Annotated in this window: 17 protein-coding genes and 1 riboswitch; of the genes, 8 read left to right on the forward strand and 9 right to left on the reverse strand. The window is 69.1% G+C overall.

The window, feature by feature from the left end:
* Nucleotides 1-162 precede the first annotated feature (162 nt).
* Nucleotides 163-1,023 carry a universal stress protein gene (locus MFF01_RS06835; protein ID WP_238223305.1) on the reverse strand — a complete coding sequence of 287 codons (861 nt, stop codon included), beginning with the start codon at nucleotides 1,021-1,023 and terminating at the stop codon, nucleotides 163-165.
* A gap of 134 nt (nucleotides 1,024-1,157) precedes the next feature.
* Nucleotides 1,158-2,279, reverse strand: a complete 1,122-nt coding sequence (locus MFF01_RS06840) for an acyltransferase family protein (protein WP_238223306.1) — start codon at nucleotides 2,277-2,279, stop codon at nucleotides 1,158-1,160.
* Between the two features lie 170 nt (nucleotides 2,280-2,449).
* Here MFF01_RS06840 and MFF01_RS06845 point away from each other — a divergent pair, with 170 nt between their 5' ends.
* Nucleotides 2,450-3,145 (forward strand): DUF4142 domain-containing protein, encoded by a 696-nt coding sequence (locus tag MFF01_RS06845; RefSeq protein WP_238223307.1) that lies wholly within the window; start codon nucleotides 2,450-2,452, stop codon nucleotides 3,143-3,145.
* A gap of 226 nt (nucleotides 3,146-3,371) precedes the next feature.
* Here MFF01_RS06845 and MFF01_RS06850 read toward each other — a convergent pair whose 3' ends face one another.
* The 3 genes from MFF01_RS06850 to MFF01_RS06860 form a co-directional block, all read right to left on the reverse strand.
* Nucleotides 3,372-4,067, reverse strand: a complete 696-nt coding sequence (locus MFF01_RS06850) for a carbonic anhydrase (RefSeq protein WP_238223309.1) — start codon at nucleotides 4,065-4,067, stop codon at nucleotides 3,372-3,374.
* A gap of 6 nt (nucleotides 4,068-4,073) precedes the next feature.
* The gene (locus MFF01_RS06855) at nucleotides 4,074-4,631 is read right to left on the reverse strand and encodes an NUDIX hydrolase (RefSeq protein WP_238223311.1); all 558 of its coding nucleotides are present in this window, start codon (nucleotides 4,629-4,631) and stop codon (nucleotides 4,074-4,076) included.
* A gap of 141 nt (nucleotides 4,632-4,772) precedes the next feature.
* The gene (locus tag MFF01_RS06860; protein ID WP_238223313.1) at nucleotides 4,773-5,537 is read right to left on the reverse strand and encodes a DUF429 domain-containing protein; all 765 of its coding nucleotides are present in this window, start codon (nucleotides 5,535-5,537) and stop codon (nucleotides 4,773-4,775) included.
* A gap of 123 nt (nucleotides 5,538-5,660) precedes the next feature.
* Between MFF01_RS06860 and MFF01_RS06865 the strand changes: the two genes are divergently transcribed.
* A complete protein-coding gene (locus MFF01_RS06865) occupies nucleotides 5,661-6,617 on the forward strand; it encodes a DMT family transporter (protein WP_238223315.1) in 957 nt (318 codons plus the stop codon).
* A gap of 233 nt (nucleotides 6,618-6,850) precedes the next feature.
* Here the strand turns inward: MFF01_RS06865 and MFF01_RS06870 are convergent, their stop codons facing one another.
* Entirely contained in the window at nucleotides 6,851-7,333 is a 483-nt protein-coding gene (locus tag MFF01_RS06870) for an ANTAR domain-containing protein (RefSeq protein WP_238223316.1), read from the reverse strand.
* 638 nt (nucleotides 7,334-7,971) lie between these two features.
* Between MFF01_RS06870 and MFF01_RS06875 the strand changes: the two genes are divergently transcribed.
* Nucleotides 7,972-8,931: a helix-turn-helix domain-containing protein gene (locus MFF01_RS06875; protein ID WP_238223318.1), complete on the forward strand. Its 960-nt coding sequence runs from the start codon at nucleotides 7,972-7,974 to the stop codon at nucleotides 8,929-8,931.
* A gap of 351 nt (nucleotides 8,932-9,282) precedes the next feature.
* Here MFF01_RS06875 and thiC read toward each other — a convergent pair whose 3' ends face one another.
* Nucleotides 9,283-11,187, reverse strand: a complete 1,905-nt coding sequence (gene thiC, locus MFF01_RS06880) for a phosphomethylpyrimidine synthase ThiC (RefSeq protein ID WP_238223319.1) — start codon at nucleotides 11,185-11,187, stop codon at nucleotides 9,283-9,285.
* 76 nt (nucleotides 11,188-11,263) lie between these two features.
* Nucleotides 11,264-11,372, reverse strand: a riboswitch (TPP riboswitch).
* A gap of 182 nt (nucleotides 11,373-11,554) precedes the next feature.
* On the opposite strand from thiC, the gene MFF01_RS06885 reads away from it, so the two are divergent.
* Nucleotides 11,555-12,304: a BA14K family protein gene (locus MFF01_RS06885; RefSeq protein WP_238223321.1), complete on the forward strand. Its 750-nt coding sequence runs from the start codon at nucleotides 11,555-11,557 to the stop codon at nucleotides 12,302-12,304.
* Between the two features lie 81 nt (nucleotides 12,305-12,385).
* Here MFF01_RS06885 and MFF01_RS06890 read toward each other — a convergent pair whose 3' ends face one another.
* Both MFF01_RS06890 and MFF01_RS06895 read right to left on the reverse strand, forming a co-directional pair.
* A complete protein-coding gene (locus MFF01_RS06890) occupies nucleotides 12,386-12,640 on the reverse strand; it encodes a hypothetical protein (protein ID WP_238223323.1) in 255 nt (84 codons plus the stop codon).
* Between the two features lie 68 nt (nucleotides 12,641-12,708).
* Nucleotides 12,709-13,464 carry a zinc metalloprotease gene (locus MFF01_RS06895; RefSeq protein WP_238223325.1) on the reverse strand — a complete coding sequence of 252 codons (756 nt, stop codon included), beginning with the start codon at nucleotides 13,462-13,464 and terminating at the stop codon, nucleotides 12,709-12,711.
* 213 nt (nucleotides 13,465-13,677) lie between these two features.
* Between MFF01_RS06895 and MFF01_RS06900 the strand changes: the two genes are divergently transcribed.
* From MFF01_RS06900 to MFF01_RS06915, 4 genes are all read left to right on the forward strand, one after another.
* On the forward strand, nucleotides 13,678-14,520 hold the full coding sequence (locus MFF01_RS06900; protein ID WP_238223326.1) for an alpha/beta hydrolase: 843 nt from the start codon (nucleotides 13,678-13,680) through the stop codon (nucleotides 14,518-14,520).
* Nucleotides 14,521-14,530: 10 nt separating this feature from the next.
* Nucleotides 14,531-14,905, forward strand: a complete 375-nt coding sequence (locus MFF01_RS06905) for a restriction endonuclease (RefSeq protein WP_238223328.1) — start codon at nucleotides 14,531-14,533, stop codon at nucleotides 14,903-14,905.
* Between the two features lie 466 nt (nucleotides 14,906-15,371).
* On the forward strand, nucleotides 15,372-16,154 hold the full coding sequence (locus tag MFF01_RS06910; protein WP_238223330.1) for a YfdX family protein: 783 nt from the start codon (nucleotides 15,372-15,374) through the stop codon (nucleotides 16,152-16,154).
* A gap of 197 nt (nucleotides 16,155-16,351) precedes the next feature.
* Entirely contained in the window at nucleotides 16,352-16,903 is a 552-nt protein-coding gene (locus tag MFF01_RS06915) for an HdeD family acid-resistance protein (protein WP_238223489.1), read from the forward strand.
* Nucleotides 16,904-16,924: the final 21 nt, after the last annotated feature.

Consider the following 16,924-nt stretch of genomic DNA (forward strand, 5'->3'; position numbering starts at 1 on the left):
ACTGCCCCGAATAAAGATAGCGCGCAAGTCAATTGCGCGCGATCTGGTCATTTTACGGGGTGGTCGCGGGTTGGCACGCCCCCACAGCTAGCGCTGGCCCTTCCTCGGGGAAGGCCGGCGCGTTCTTACATTCCTCATCGATTCGATCCCGGCGGCGCCGGATCAGTGCGCCATGAGCATGGGGATGCCCGCATGGGCCAGGAGGTGACTCGTCGGCCCGCCGAAAATCATCTGGCGCAGGCGGCTCTGGGTGTAGGCGCCCTTGATCAGGAGATCGCAGCCGAAGGCTTCGGCCTCGGCCAGGAACACCTCGCCGGGGGTGCGCCGCCCCGCCGAGAAGGCGCGGTGCTCAGCGAGGATGCCCTCGCAGGCCAGGGCGTCGGCCAGTTCCTCCGCGCTCGGCCCCGGCACGGTGCCGCCCTCGACGCTGACGACCCGGATGCGCTGGGCCTGACGCAGGAACGGCATGGCGAAGGCGACGGCCCGCGCCGTCTCGGTGGAGCCGTTCCAGGCAATGAGAATCGCCTCGCCGAGGGTCGCGGGGGCGATGGGGGGCGCGAGGAGGATCGGCCGTCCGCTCTCGAACAGGGCGGTCTCGAAGGTGGTCATGCGCGGCGCCCGCTCCTCGGTGCCGGGGCGGCCGACCACGGTGGCGGTGAACAGGCGGGCATGCTGGCCGAGGAACGCGTCGCCCGCCGGCACGTCGGGGCGCCAGCGATAGCGTGGTCCGGCGGCGGCGACGTTGGCGGGGGTACACGGGCCGTTGGGCGCGAGGGGAACGCCGGCCTCGCGCATGAAGGCGACGAAGCGCTCGCCCGCCGCCTCGGCCTCGGCCTTGTCGGCTTCCTCGTCGCGCAGCCAAGTCATGCCGCCGACCATGTCGACGGGGACGTATTCGGCAAGGGCCGGGCGCAGGGACACGCCCTCGACGAGGCTGCCGAACCGGCGGGCGGCGAGGATCGCCGTCTCGAACACCGAGGACAGGCTGTCGTGCAGGGCGACGGGAACGAGAAGCGTCTTCATGGCGGCGACCCTTCGCAGCGCGGTGTTCGTTGGCGCGGATCGCCGCAGGCTAGTGCGATTTGCCCCGGCGGCAAACTCCGACCGGGCCGGCGCCCATGGGAACCGCGCGGGTTTCCCCGGTGGAACGGCGTCGCTCAGGCGTGACGCGGGCCGAGATGCCCCGATTCGGGGTCGAGGCGGCGCCGGGCGGCCCGCGTGAGCGGCGCCTCGACGCAGCGCGCCACCACGAGGGCGGCGGCGACCGAGAAGGCGAGCATGAGGGCGAGCGCCCCCCACGGGCCGATAATCGGCGCGAGACCGAGGCGCGCCACCGCCTCACGGGTGGCGCGCAACACGAAGGGATGGACGAGATAGAGGGCGTAGGAGGCGTCCCCGAGGGCGACGACGGCCGCCGCCGCCCGATCCGACCACCGTCCCCCCGCCGGCTCCGTTTCACGCCCCAGGGCGGCGGCGGCCACGAGGAGGAGGGCCGGCCCACCGAGCGCCAGGGGCCGCCACAGGGCGTCGGGCTCGCCGGCCGCGGCGAGGCCCGCGAGCCCGGCCGCCGCGAGGGCGAGACGGGCGGGCGGCGACAGCCGCAGGCCGTGCGCGCGGGCGAGGCCCAGGGCCGCCCCGAAGGCGAATTCGAGGACGATGGGACTGCCCCAGAACGCCAGCGGCGTCGGCAGGCCGGGCACCGTCCCGGCGAGGGCGACGAGGCCGAGGAGCACCGCGCAGGCCCAGGCCACCGCCCTCCCCCGCCCCCAGCCGAGGCCGACGGCGAAGACGGCGTAGAAGAACATCTCGCAGTTCAGGGTCCAGCCAAGCCCGTACAGTGGCAGGACGAGGCCGTCCGGGCGTTCGACGGGCCAGAACAGGAACGCGGCGGCGACGGTTCCGGGCGTCGCGGGGCCGCCGTTGAGGAGAGCCGGCACGGCCAGCGCCACCGCGAGGTAGAGGGCGCTCACCAGCCAGTAGAGCGGCACGAGACGGGCGATCCTGTGGGCGAGGAAGCGCGCCCGTCCCCCAGCCCGCCCGTAGAACGGCGCGCTCGCGTACACGATGATGAACCCGGAGATGACGAAGAACACGTCGACGCCGGACGACCACGGCAGCCACGCGACGGGCGCGAAGGCGAGCCCGGCGCGCTCGGCCAGGGCCGCCACCTCGGCCTGCCCGTGATGGACAACGACGAGGAGGGCCGCGAACGCCCGCAGACCCTGGATCGCCCCGAGCTTCACGCCGGCACGATCCGGCGAGACCGGACGATTCGGCAAGATCGGGTGGACCGGATCAACGATGCGCGTGCGTTGTTCAGCGGCGATAGACTGGAACAGAACAGATTTTCCCTCGTTAGTTCGCCGAAACCAAAGACGACCGGCCCGCGCGAGCGGCAACGCTTCCGGGTTCGATCTTGCATGTTTCGACAGCCATATTGAGGATACCCATGATCAACAAATACGTTGCCATGACCGCCATCGTGACGGCCCTTGCCACTCCGGCTTTCGCCCAGGACATGGGTGATTTCCGCCTGGCGGCGATGCAGGCCAACGCCTTCGAGGTGCAGTCGAGCCAGATCGCCCTGCAGAAGAGCCGTAACCCGCAGGTCGTGCGCTACGCCAAGGAGGCCCTGCGCGATCACCGCGCCGCCAACGTCGCCCTCGCAGGCGGTGAGAGCAACGTCATGGCCCGTAACGACGGCCTCGGCGGCCTCGTCACCGCCCCCCTCGCCGTCGCGGGCAGCGCCGTCGGTGCAGCCACGGGCGCGGCGGCGGGTGTCGTCGGCGGAACCCTGAGCGGCGGTCCCGTGGGCGGCCTCGAAGGTCTCGGTTCGGGCGCCCAGCGCGGTGCGGCCACCGGCGCGATGATCGGCGACGTGAACACCACTGCCGGCACCACCCTGGTGCAGCCGAACCCGCAGCAGCAGGCGATGCTCGCCGAGCTGTCGCAGACCCCGGCCGGTCCGCGCTTCGATCGGCTCTATGGCTCGATGCAGGTTCAGTCGCACCAGATGGCGATCCCCATGTACCAGTCCTACGCCGCGAACGGACCGAACCCGGCCCTGCGCGCCCATGCCCAGCAGGCCCTGCCGGTGCTGGAGCAGCATTACCAGATGGCCCAGCGCCTGCCCGGCGCGCGCTGAACGAAAAATCCGAGGGGTCCTTCGGGCGATGGGCCCGTGGGACCAGTCGAGGGGACGTCGGGCCGAAGGCTCGGCGTCCTTTTCTCGTTTTCGCGCTTGAGGTCGAGGCACCGTCACGGCTGTCTGGTCCGGCGCCCCCCATGCGAAAGGGGCCCGCTCCCTTACGGAAAGCGGGCCCCTTCGCGGGACATCGGCCGTTCGGTCGGGTCCCGGGCGGGACCGGATCCTACGCCTCGTTGCAGTTGATCAGCGCGCTCGGGCGCACCGGCTTGCCGTCCGTGTCCGTCGCGGGCTTGAACGCCCCGGTCTCGGGGTCGCGCAGGTAGAGCTCGCCACGCTCAATGCCGAAATGGGCGCCGTGCAGCTGCAGCTCGCCGCTCTCGACCCGCTTGCGGATGAACGGGAAGGTCATGAGGTTGTCGAGGCTCTGGGCCACCATCGCGTATTCGAGGTGGGTGAGGTAGTCGGGGGCCTCGCGGTCCTGGGTCACGCGCTCGGCGGCCGGGGCCACGAGGGACACCCACTTGCCGATGAAGTCGCCCTTCGACAGGGGGGCCGGCGGGCTGGCGAAGGCCTTGATGCCGCCGCAGGTGGCGTGGCCGAGGACGACGATGTGCTTCACCTCCAGGGCCTGGACGGCGAACTCGATGGCCGCCGAGGTGCCGTGATACTCGCCACCCTGCTCGCACGGGGGCACGATGTTGGCGACGTTGCGGACCACGAACAGCTCACCGGGGCTCGCGTCGAAGATCACCTCGGGCGAGACGCGGCTGTCGCAGCAGCCGATGAGCAGCACCTCGGGGGACTGCCCCTTGGCGAGCTTGGCGTAGCGCTTGGCCTCGTCGGGCAGGCGGCCGTCGCGGAACGCGCGGTATCCCTCCTTGAGCGCCTCGGGGAACGTGCGGGCCTGCTGGGTGGTCATCGGGTGTCAGCCTTTCTGTGAGGGGTTGTGCCACGTCAGGACGACGGGCGTTTCGGGAAGGGTGCCGCCGGCGACGGCACGGACGAGGGACGCCAGCCCCGCCGGCTCGATGCGCTCCTGGGTCGCCTCGAGTTCGGCAAGGGTCCACCAGCGCGTGCCGAGGACGGGGTTGTCCTCCGTCTCGGCGAGGCGCCGCGTGTCGATCCGGTCGTCGGGGAGACGCACCACGAAGTAGCGTTCGCGGGCATGGCGCGACGTCCGGAACAGGTGGAAGGGGCCGTCGCACGTGGCGACCAGCGGCCCGATGGGCGCATCGGCAACGCCGATCTCCTCCTCGAGTTCACGCCGGCATGCCGCGACATGGCTCTCGCCGGGCTCCAGACCGCCGCCGGGCATGAACCAGAAGGTGCGATCGTCCGGCGCCGCCGGATCGATGGACCGGACCGCCTCGTAGGCGATGAGAAGCAGACGCCCGGCCGGATCGAACACGAGGGCACGGGCGATGTCGCGCACCGGCGGGCTCGCGACAACGGAGGGGGCCGGCTCTGAAGCGAAGCGCGTCATGGATTCCTTCCGAAGTATTGTCCGTCATCCCGATCGAAGAAAAATATTTTAATCCATCGCATCAAAGGATTTTCTTCGCTCGCATCGCACTTCACCTCGTCGAGTGCTGATCTAGCAGCAAAACGTCGGACGGCTAGTGTTTTACGGCACGGAACCCGGCATCCAGATCACGATCGGAAGACCGAACGCGTCGCGCCCCGGCGGATCGGGCAGCGGCACGGCCCGGCCCCCGGCGATGTCGCGCGCCACCACGAGGGCCGCGAGGGCATCGAGGTGATCGTCGGCGCCGATCCCGGTGGGGCGTCCGGCGATCAGGGCCTCGGCCAGTCCGGCGGCGTGGAGGAGCGCCCGGCGCGCGGCCTGCCCCTCCGGCTTCTTCTTCGGCGCGGCCAGCGCACGGTCGCCGTTGAGGCGCCGGAAGACGATCTCGGGATGAACCTCGTGGAGGCGGTCCTTTAGAGCGGGTCGCGTCCGCAGCAGGCCGTCGACCTCGCGCACGCCACGAAAAATGTTCCAGCCCTGGATCGAGGGCGCGAAGGGCGGGTCGCTCGCCGCCCGCGACAGGGCCTTGGCGGTCTCGTAATCCGGCGCGTAGACGGCCGCGCGCGGCGGCATCGGGAATACGCTGGCCCGGCCAGAACCGAGCCAAGCCCGCGCCGCCCGGTCGGCGACGCGCCCGCCCCCCTCCACCCGGTCGGGCAAGCCGATGGGGATGTCGATGCCGACGAAGGCCGGCGCCTCCGGGGCGTCGAGGCAATCGGCGACGGTGGCGAACCGGGCCGCGCGGTGGCGGCCGTCGTCGCGGTTCAGAAGCACCCCGGCCCAGGCCCCGCGACAGCCGTCGAGGCCGGCGATCCAGGGGGACGGGTTTCGCGCGGGGATCGGGGGCCTCGGGGCGTCGGGCATGCTGGCGATCCTCAGGTCTGGCGAGACGCCGCCATCGTTCGGCTGCCCTTTCGAGAGCAAGAAACGGGACGCACGGCGCTCGGGCGAAATCATAGGACGGGTCGAACCCACGAGAGGTCCGTCATGCCGCCAGCCGTGAACCGTCCAATGTCCGGGCCCGAATGGGCGATGCTGCTCGGCCTCTCCGTGCTCTGGGGCGGCTCGTTCTTCTTCACGCGCGTGGCCCTCGACGCCGTGGCGCCCTTCACCCTCGTCGCCCTGCGCGTCGGGCTCGCCGCGCTGATCCTCAACGCCGTCGTGCCCCTCGCGGGCCTCGCCATGCCGCGCGCGGCTCGGGTCTGGGGGGCCTTCCTCGGCATGGGCCTCCTCAACAACGCCGTTCCCTTCTGCCTGATCGTGTGGGGCCAGACCCAGATCGCCTCCGGGCTTGCCGCGATCCTGAACGCGACCACGCCGCTGTTCACCGTGGTGGCGGCCCACCTCCTCACCGCCGACGAGCGGATGACCGGCCACCGGATCGCGGGCGTGCTCGCCGGCCTCGCGGGTGTCGCCGTGATGGTCGGACCGGCCGTCCTCGCGGGCCTTGGGACCGACCTCCTGGCGCAAGTCGCGGTCCTCGGCGCGGCCCTGTCCTATGCTTGCGCCGGCCTCTTCGGACGGCGCTTCCGGCGGATGGGCGTCCCACCCCTCGCGACGGCCGCCGGGCAGGTGACGGCCTCCACCCTCCTGCTCATGCCCCTCGCCCTCGTGGTGGATCGGCCCTGGACCCTGCCCATGCCGGGGGCGTCCGCGTGGGGCGCGATCCTCGGCATCGCGGTCCTGTCGACGGCCCTCGCCTACGTGCTGTACTTCCGCCTCCTAGCGACGGCGGGGGCGACGAACCTTCTCCTCGTGACCTTCCTCATTCCCGTGTCCGCCATCCTGTTCGGGGCCGTCGGGCTGGGCGAGCGCCTCGCTCCGCGCCACTTCGTCGGCATGGCGCTGATCGGCTGCGGACTCGCGGCCATCGACGGCCGCCTCAGGGCCTTCGGCTGGCGGCGGCACCTTCCGCCCGAGGTGTATCAAGGGCGGGACATCTGAGCGGCTTGGCGGGTATCGTCCGCCTGGGATCGTGCATCAGCGGAGCGGGGATGTCCGCGCCTCGGCATCTGCCGTTCGGAATCCGAGCGTCGCGGATCGCCGCTCTTGTCGCCCCTCGGTAGGTCTGCTCATGAGGCGGAAACCGACGACCGTGCCGGGTGGTTTTCACACCTGTCCGCGTCCGGGGAAGCCATGCAGGAAGCGGACGTCGTCGTCCCATCGTCCCTGCCCTTTCATAGATGTCCGCGTCGAGCAGGCCTGTCGTTAGTTTCAAAGGGTCCGCCTTCCAGGCCTACGAGCTCAGGCAAACCATACACCAAGGTTGCAGCTCCACCGGACCGTTGACCATCGTCTGACTGAGATCGAATCTGCCGAAACAGGGCAGCGACGATGGTCGCCGCTTCCGTCACTTCGGGCAAGCAAGCGGTCGCACCCAGTCGCGTCGCGCGCGACGATGCCGCATCACCGGACGATCGCGACAGGACGATGACAGGCACCCGCGGTTCCTGGCGCACATCGACCAGTGTCGTCAGGATTTGCTTGGCGCCTGGTCGATCGAGGTCGATGTCGGCGATCACCCCGACGACCGGATCGAAGGAGAACAGGGGTTCGCCGACACCAACGACATGGCAGGCGGACACGGACCGGACGGCGGCGGCGAGAGCGCGGCTGCGATCCCGTCGATCCGTGAGCAGAATGACGCTGGCTCTTTGCATGAATCGTCAGACCTATGACTGAGTAGGATCGGCGTCGGGAAGAGTGGCCGACGCACAGCGTCGTGTGGCCAGCGGGCGACCAGGTGGAAGCGGACGGCCTGAATGGCCGGGAGCACCTGTCGGGTTATGAGGCCCGGGGCGCCCCTCCCTGAGGCCGGCCTTCTTTGACGGCGCGTGGATGAAACGAACCGAAGAGCCGCCGATCAGAGCCCTGATCGAGAGACTGCCGACCGGGATATCGGGGCCCCGCTCCCGGGAGCCGGCGACGACGATTCGGCCTGACGCGGCCCGCGCGACTCACGCCGACCTCGCCATGGCTCCCAGGGGCGTGAGTCATGAGAGGCCCGACGACCCTTTGGTTCGAAAGAGTACTCAACCGTCGAAAGTTTTTCAGGAACTCACGAATGGAGATTTGGGCAGGAGTCGGAGATCAACATAAAATGATCTCACAACCGTTAGGGAAGCAATCAGACTACGACATCTCGGCTGCGGCGATGCCATTGACGCACAACTTTCGAACTTGCTACTGGCTCACAGAGCGAGTTCGATGAGTATACTATTCCACCCATGCGTTTTGCCCGAGAGCGAAAATTCATTTGCGATACTGATCATATCCAGCATGGCTCGGAATCGTACCGATGAGGACTTTGTTCTCAACCGACGAGGTCATTCCGGCGAACAGCTTCAATCATTGGCGCCGGACGATCTTCGAGAGGATCGTGCCGGTTGAACTGACGAACCTTGGCGACAAACCCTTCCGTGGAACCATCGAGGGTGCCAACATCGGTTCGCTTTCGGTCTCACGGATATCGCAGGGCGCGTTACGAACCGAGGCGACACCGGACACGATCCGGCGTCACGACAAGCATGATTCCCTGACCGTGGCCATCGTGCTCGATGGCGTTGTGACAAGCATTCAGAATGACCGGGAAGCGGTGCAGGGCGCCGGCGAAATCGTTGTCCTCGACCGTCGTCCCACCATCATGGCCACGAACGCGTATAGCCGCTCGCTGGTCATGGAAATTTCAAGGGCCAAGCTGGAGGGATTGCTCGGACCGGCACGAATCTACTCGGCCCTTACGATCGGCTCGAATCAGGCCTCGACGTCCCTCGTCACCACCTTTTTCAACGAGCTGATCCGCATTCACGACACCTTGTCACCGGAAACGGCGGATCGCATGTCGTCCATCGGCAGCGACCTGCTCGTGGCTGCCATCGCCGAACGCCTCGCCCAGGAAGTCCCGAAACCGATGTACGGGACCGTTCTGCTGCAGCGTGCGAAAACCTACGTCGAGAACAACCTGGGCGATCCATCCCTCGATCCGGTTCAGCTTGCCGCGGCGGTTGGCATATCCGTCCGAAGGCTACAGCAGCTGTTCAAAGAAAAGGGCCTTCACATCTCCGACTGGATCTGGCGCCGCCGCTTGGAGGTCTCCGCCCTGCGTCTTGCGGATCCCGGCTTCGCTCACATGCAACTCGGCGCTCTGGCATACGGCTGCGGCTTCGGCAGCCAATCGCACTTCTCCCGCCGCTTCAAGGCTCACTTCGGAATGACGCCGGGCGAATACCGGCATGCGGCCAGAATGCGGGCGCTGTAGAGGCGCCTGCGCCCCCAGCTTTCACTCTGCGAGATGATCCGACGTCGGCTCCCGCGAACGGCAGGAGCGTCGCGATCCGGTAAGGGTGGGCCGGGTGCGGAACGTCCGCTTCCGGGGAGAGGGGCAGGCGTCGCTCACCCGCCCCATCGCGGATCATCGGGTTCGGGCGCCGACTCGTTGGTTTCGGCCCCGGATGCCCCCGTGACGGCCCGACGACATCCAAGCGTCGTGCAAGGGGTCGATGCATCGGACTGAGCGGGCGGTGCCCTCCCTCCGCCGGCGGAGAGAGGGCGCACGGATCGTCATCGTTCCCGTCCGGCCGGAGCCGGATCCGAAGGGGCTCGTCCGCCCCTACTCCGCCGCGTCGACGTAGAGCTTGCCGCCCTCGGCCTGGAACTCGGCGGATTTCGCCGCCATGCCGGCTTCGCGCTCGGCCTGACTCATGGGGGTCGCCTCGCCCAGCACCTGTCCGGCCGCCTCCATGGCCAGGACCTCGGCGCGCAGATCCTGCGTGATCTTCATCGAGCAGAATTTCGGACCGCACATGGAGCAGAAGTGGGCGACCTTATGGGCGTCCTTCGGCAGGGTCTCGTCGTGGTAGGCGCGGGCCGTGTCGGGATCGAGCGACAGGTTGAACTGGTCCTCCCAGCGGAAGTCGAACCGGGCGCGGGAGAGGGCGTCGTCGCGCAACTGCGCCGCCGGATGGCCCTTGGCGAGATCGGCGGCGTGGGCCGCGATCTTGTAGGTGATCACGCCTTCCTTCACGTCGTCCCGGTTGGGCAGGCCGAGATGCTCCTTCGGGGTGACGTAGCAGAGCATGGCGCAACCGAACCAGCCGATCATCGCCGCACCGATGCCGGAGGTGATGTGGTCGTAGCCCGGCGCGATGTCGGTGGTTAGCGGACCGAGGGTGTAGAACGGCGCCTCGCCGCACTCCGCGAGCTGCTTTTCCATGTTGACCTTGATCTTGTGCATCGGCACGTGGCCGGGGCCCTCGATCATGGTCTGGCAGCCCTTGTCCCAGGCGATCTTGGTGAGTTCGCCGAGCGTCTCAAGTTCGGCGAACTGCGCCGCGTCGTTGGCATCCGCGATGGAGCCCGGACGCAGGCCGTCGCCCAGCGAGAACGACACGTCGTAGGCCCGCATGATGTCGCAGATCTCGTCGAAGCGCTCGTAGAGGAACGATTCGCGGTGCCCGGCGAGGCACCAGCGCGCCATGATCGAGCCGCCGCGCGAGACGATGCCGGTGACGCGCCGGGCGGTCAGCGGCACATGGGCGAGGCGAACGCCCGCATGGATGGTGAAGTAGTCGATGCCCTGCTCGGCCTGCTCGATGAGGGTATCCTTGAACACCTCCCAGTCGAGTTTCAGCGGATCGCCGCCGACCTTCTCCAGAGCCTGATAGATCGGCACCGTGCCGATGGGCACGGGCGAGTTGCGCACGATCCACGAACGGATGTTGTGGATGTTGCGGCCCGTGGACAGGTCCATCACCGTGTCGGCGCCCCAGCGGGTCGCCCAGACGAGCTTCTCCACTTCTTCGGCGGCCGACGAGGTCACGGCCGAGTTGCCGATGTTGGCGTTGATCTTCACGAGGAAGTTGCGCCCGATGGCCATGGGCTCGACTTCGGGGTGGTTGATGTTGGCCGGGATGATGGCGCGCCCCCGCGCCACTTCCTCGCGGACGAATTCAGGGGTGATGAAGGCCGGCAGCGCCGCGCCGAAGCTGTTGCCGTCGGCGAGCGCCGCCTGCGCGCCCTCCAGCATGGTCTCGCGCGCGAGGTTCTCGCGGTTGGCGACGTAGATCATCTCCTCGGTGATGATCCCGGCGCGGGCGAACTCGTACTGCGTCACCATCTGGCCGGGGCCGGCCTTGCGGATCACCCGCTCGGCCGGACACGGGGCCACGAGCTTGTCCTCCGGCACGAAGCCGTTGTCCTCGGGCTTGACCGCGCGCGGCGTCACCGTGGCGTAGCCGCGTTTCGCGATCCACGGATCGCGCACCAGGGGCAGGCCGGCGTTGAGGTCGATGGGCGCATCCGTCTGGGTGTAGGGCCCCGACGGATCGTAGACCCGCACGGGCGCTTCCTTCGGGTCGCTCAGGACGACCTCGCGGAACGGCACCCGGATGTCGGGATGCCCGGCCACCGCCGCGTAGACCTTGCGCGAGCCCATGATCGGGCCGGTGGTCACCGCGTGCGGTGACCCTTTCGGGGATCCCTCGGGCAGGTCTTTGGGGAGGACGGGCTTATTCATCGGGTTTGCTCCTGGCGTTGGAGGCGACCCGGATTCGTCGAGAACAGCGGCAGGCTGGGGCGAAACGCAGGGCGTGACGCTTGAGAATTCCCGTCCCTCCGCCGGTACGAACCGGATCAGGTTCAAGGGTCAGGGCGACGCGCCCAATCTCAGCCCCCGCACTCGGAGCCCCCCTCGGAATCATTCCAGCCTCGGCGCATGAGCCGGATTTGTCAATCGGCGCCCGGCCCGGAGGGAGCAGGATGGTTCGCCGGAGGCCGCGAAAGCGAAGAAGACCTGACGCCGCACCGTCCGGCCCGGGATGAACTTTCTCGCCCCGGGAGACGTTCGGTCTCCATGAGTGGCCTTAAGCCATAGGAAATCCAACATGAATCGTATTCTTCTCGCATCGGCCGCCATGGTCGGTGCTCTCATCCTTATTCCAGCTTCGGCCGATGCCCGGGGCGGCGGTGGCGGTCACGGCTTCGGCGGTGGCGGCGGCGGGTTCCGTGGCGGCATGGGCGGCGGTGGGTTCCGCGGCGGCATGGGCGGCGGTGGGTTCCGCGGCGGCATGGGCGGCGGCGGCTTTCGCGGTGGCCTAGCCGGCGGTGGCGTCCGGGGCGGTTTCGGCGGCCAGGGTCTGGCCGGACGCGGGTTTGGCGGTGGTCAGGGTCTGGCGGGCCGGGGCTTCGGCGGTGGACGCGGCCTCGGCGGCGCGACGGCGGCCGGGTTCGGCGGAGGCGCGGCTCTGGGCGGGTATCGGGGCGGCTATCGCGGCGGATTCGCCAACAACCGGGGTGGCTACGGCTACCGTCGCGGCTACGGCGGCCTCGGTCTCGGCGTCGGCCTGGGACTCGCCGGAGCCGGCATCGGCTACGGCCTCGGCAGCGGTTTCTATGGCGACGACTACTACGGCGGCGGTTACGCACCGGCCTATTACGGCGGTGGCTACGGCGCCTACGGCCCCGGTTATGGTGGCGGGTATGCCCCGGCCGGCTACGGCGTGGAGGCGGTCGAGACGCAGGTCGCTCCCCGGGGCGAGGACGTCGCCTACTGCATCCAGCGGTTCCGGTCGTACGACCAGCGCTCCGGCACCTATCTGGGCAATGACGGCCGGCGCCATGCCTGCCCGCAATAAGGCCTGATCGAAGACTCTAAAGGATCCGAGAGGCCCCGGTGCGTTCCGCCGGGGCCTTTCGCGTTCCGGTGCCCCGGCGCTTCACGAGCCCTGCAGGCTCTCGGCGAAATCGTCCGGCACCTCGCCGAACTGTGCCAGGATGGCGGCGCTCTCGAGTTCGCCGGTCTCGTCGTCGGCCACCACCTTGATGGCGGCGGTGCCGGGGAAGCGCGCGGCCATGGCCTCCGCCTTCTTCAGGGCGCCGCTCTCCGTCGGCGCCACCTCGCGGTCGCCGGGCACGAGGCGCTTGCGCTTGATCACGAAGGTCTGGACGAGGAACGTCGTCTTGAGGGCCATGAAGGTCTCCACCGGGCGGGATCGCTTCCGGACGGGGGTGCCTTACCACGAAACCCGTGAGCCGCGCCTCACCACAGGCGGATCAGGCGGTAGCCGGTGACCACGTCGAGGGGATCGATGCCCATGGCGGCGGTGAGGTGCAGGCTTGCGCGAAACAGCGGCCGGCTGAAGGCACCCGAGCACAGGAACAGCGCGAGCAGCACCAGGGCGGCGTGCCGCACCCCGGCATCGCCCACGGCTTGCCACTGCGGCGGCAGCCACGGCCGCACGGCGTGATAGCCGTCGAGGCCCGGGATCGGCATGAGGTTGAGGACGAGGGCCATGCCCTGGAGCAGGACCGAGACGGCGAGCACCGCCCGCAGGGCCTCCGAGTTCGGGCTCGCCAGATGATACAGAAGCGCCAGGGCGACGAGGCACAGGACGGTCATGGCCGGCCCGGCCAGGGCCACGGCCACCGGTCCGAGGCGGCCGCGCGCGCCCTGCGGATCGCACGGTGCCGCCCCGCCCGGAAAACCGATGCCGCCGAGGACCGTGAAGACGAGGGGCAGCACGACGGACACCACCGGAGCGGGAAAGCGCATGGGATCGAGGCCGAGGGCATCGGACGCCCCGGTCTCCCCGACCCACCCCGCCACGAGGGCGTGGCCGAACTCGTGCAGGCACAGGCCGAGCACCCAGCCCGACATCACGAAGGCGAAGGCGCCACCCGATCCCTCCACGAAGCCGGCGCCGAGGCCGAAGCCGAGGCCGCAGACGAGGAGGGCGAGGAGGAGGAAATTGGCGCTGACGCCCGGCTCGGCCTCGCCCGTGCTGCCTCGCGACATGGTCTGCTGCATCTCGGGTTCACGTGCTCCGGAGTGATACCAAGCCCGCGCGGGGCGCCCGAGGCCGACCGCGCCCAAGGGCAGCGCCCATGCTCCGACCGACGCCACCCCTCCGGACGGCGCGACGCAACATCGCTGGTGACACGCGCACCTCCACCCCTACCTCAGACCGGGCGTCGAGCACAGCCGCTCCTCCGGCACGCCAGGGCCCGCATGCGCTTCCTCCTCAGCGTTCTCCTCGGGGGCCTCGGCCTCTACGCCATCGGCCTCGCCGTGCTGGCGGCGTTCCAGCGCCACCTCATCTATCCCGGCGCGTTCTTTCCGAGGGCGATGGAGCCGGTGCGCGTCGCCCCGGCCGGCACCGCGACGATCCCCATCACGACCCCGGACGGGGAACGCCTCCTCGCCTTCTGGCGGCCGCCCGAACCGGGCGGCGGCGTGGTGCTGAGCTTCCACGGCAACGCCTCGATCCCGGAATCCGCCGCCGCGCGTTTCGCCGAAGGCCCCTGGGCGGCCGGGGGCTGGGGTGTGCTCGCCCTCGCCTATCGGGGGTATCCCGGCTCGACGGGACACCCCAGCGAGGATGGTCTCATCCGGGACGGCCTCGCGGCGCACGATGCCGCCGCCGAGCGGGCGCCGGGCGCGCCGGTCCTGCTGCACGGCCATTCTCTCGGAGCGGCCGTGGCGGTGGCGGTAGGCGCGCGCCGGCCCCATCTCGGTCTCTACCTCGAAGCGCCGTTCGACTCCCTCCGCCGCCTCGTCGGCCGGCGCTTTCCCCTGGTGCCGCCCCCGCTCCTGCGGGACACCTACCGCTCGGACCGGCGCATCGGAGCGACCACCGGCCCGGTCCTCGTGGTGCACGGCGTGCAGGACCCGGTGATCCCCGTCGATCTCGCCCGCCGCCTCGCGGAGCTCGCAGGCCCCCGCGCCCGTCTGGCGGAGATCCCCGGCGACCACATGTCCATCCTCGGCGCCCGCGACGCCGAGGCCGCCGACCTGTTCCAGACCGCTCGACGGCCGACGGCCCTCGCGGTCCCCCGCCGCGCAACCCCCTGAAAGGATCCGCATGGGACGACGCGACCGGCGCTGGCGCGAAGACGACCCCGCCACCCACGGGCCGCCCCAACCGGCGCCGGTGATCTGCCCCCTGTGCGAGCGGCCGATCCCACGCAGTGCCAAATCGAGCCTGCACCACCTCACGCCGAAGCTGAAGGGCGGCGCCCGGGCCGGCACCGTGCGCCTGCACCAGATCTGCCATTCGGCCATCCACGCCCGTTACAGCGAGGCCGAGATCGCCCGGCGCCTCGCCGACACCCGATCCCTGCGCGACGACCCCGAAATGGCCCGCTTCCTCGACTGGGTGCGCACGAAGCCCGACGATTTTCATGCCGCCACCCGCATGACCCGCACGCGCAGGGCCGGACGCCGCCTGCCGGATTGATCGTCGCGCCCAGCGTCGCGCCTTCAAGAAAAGCTGACGGTCCGAACCCCTCGGTCTTGCGGATCAACCTCGGGAGGAGACCGGCCGGGAAACAATTCCATCAACTCGAAACGTCGAAGCGTCTCGCCAGACGTGGGGACAAGCGAAGGATGCTTGCGCGATCCTCGACACCGGCCCCGAGCTGGAAGGATACTGACGGCTCGACACAGCCAAGATACGGGAAACAGCATTCGCTTTTCTTATCATCGAACAGAATAACCTGGTAGCCGTCAACAAATGAAATATCCTGCAGATATCCGATGCAGAACCTATTTCCCGACCGAACGGCCATTCGATCATTCATGAAGTTTTTTTAATATTTCCTCTTAGGAACAGCGATGCTGGGCCAGCGTTCCTCGAATGTCAGGTGGATGTGCCGGGCACTTCAAATCACCTCCCGCATTGAGAGTATGTTGGAGTATAGATCATGACCACATCTTTCCAGAAATCACTCGCCGCAGTTCTTCTCGCCTCCACGGTCGTCGGCGGGTTCGCATATGCTGCGGAGCAGACCGCCGTACCGGGCTCGGTGGTGGAAACGCCGGCCCAGCGGACCGTCGATCGGGATGTCGGCAAGCTCTCCAAGGACGGCGCCAAGGCCCTGCGTGACATGAACGGCGCGCGCCTTGCGATCTTCGACGCCCAGCCGAAGCAGGCCAAGGAGAAGATCGACCTCGCGGAGGCGGCTCTCGCCCGGGCCAAGACCGACACCTCGGTCTTCCTGAAAGCGGAGTCCGAGCTGAAGAGCCCGGCGAACAAGGCCAAGGCCGGCCCGGCCTCGAGCGATGTCAACGAGAAGCTCGCGTGGCTGCCCGTCGACAACCAGCTGACCCTCGGCGAGGACTTCGTGGCGACGCCCGAGAAGGCCGCAGCCGTGGCCGATGCCAACAAGCACCTTCAGAAGGGCGACAAGCAAGGCGCCCTCGAGAAGCTCAAGCTCGCCCATATCGACGTAAACCTGACCCTGGCGGTCCTGCCCCTGGAGAAGACCACGGCCGACGTGAAGCAGGCGGCGACGCTGATCGACCAGGGTAAGTACTACGAGGCCAACGCCGTGCTGAAGACCGCCGAGGATCGGGTGCGGTTCGACGTGGTCGACACCATCCTGATGCCGCAGGCCGCCGCGAAGGCGCCGAACACGAAGGCGGCCGACACCACCGGCAGCACGCAACCGGCGAAGTCGGCCGACACGAAGCCTGCGGCGAAGTGAGGTCCGCCGAGCCCTGACGAACCGGGCCGGGCCCGTCGCGGCGCCCGGTCCACCACGACGCATCACGTGTCTCGCAGACGTGAATCTCAGACCCGAGGAGGCTGGTCATGAGTGTCGGAACATCACCGTTGAACGATTTCACCCGCGGCTTCGGTACTTGGGGCCGCAGCGAAGACCGCCCGACTGTTCTCGCGGCCATGAGTGCGGCCCTGGCCCGCAACTGGTGGCTGGTGGCCCTGCGGGGCGGGTTGGCGATCCTGTTCGGAGCCGTGGCGCTCCTCGCGCCCTTCGCCACCCTTTACACCCTCACGGTCTTCTTCGCCGCCTACATGCTGGTGGACGGCGTGGTGAGTATCACGGCGGCCGTGCGGGCGGCGGAGAAGCACGAACGCTGGGTGGCCCTGTTGTTTGCCGGCCTCCTCGACATCGTGGTCGGCGTGCTGGCGATGCTGCTGCCCGGCAGCGCCCTCGTGGCCTTCGCCTACCTTCTCGCGGCCTGGGCCGTGGTGATGGGCGCCCTGACCTTCGGTGCCGCCTTCCAGCTCCACGCCGACCACGGCCGCTGGTGGCTCGGCCTCGGCGGCGCCCTCTCTCTCGTGTTCGGCGCCGTGCTCCTCGTCCACCCCGTGGCCTCGCTCCTCGTGCTCACCTTCTGGTTGGGCGGTTACGCGATTGCCTTCGGCGCCTTTCTGCTGGTCCTGGCCTTCCGGCTGCGCCATCGCCACACCGCGGCGCGCGCCTCCACTTGAGCCCGCCCCTCGAAACCGGCC

It is taken from the genome of Methylobacterium adhaesivum, from assembly GCF_022179065.1.
GTDB lineage: Bacteria > Pseudomonadota > Alphaproteobacteria > Rhizobiales > Beijerinckiaceae > Methylobacterium > Methylobacterium adhaesivum.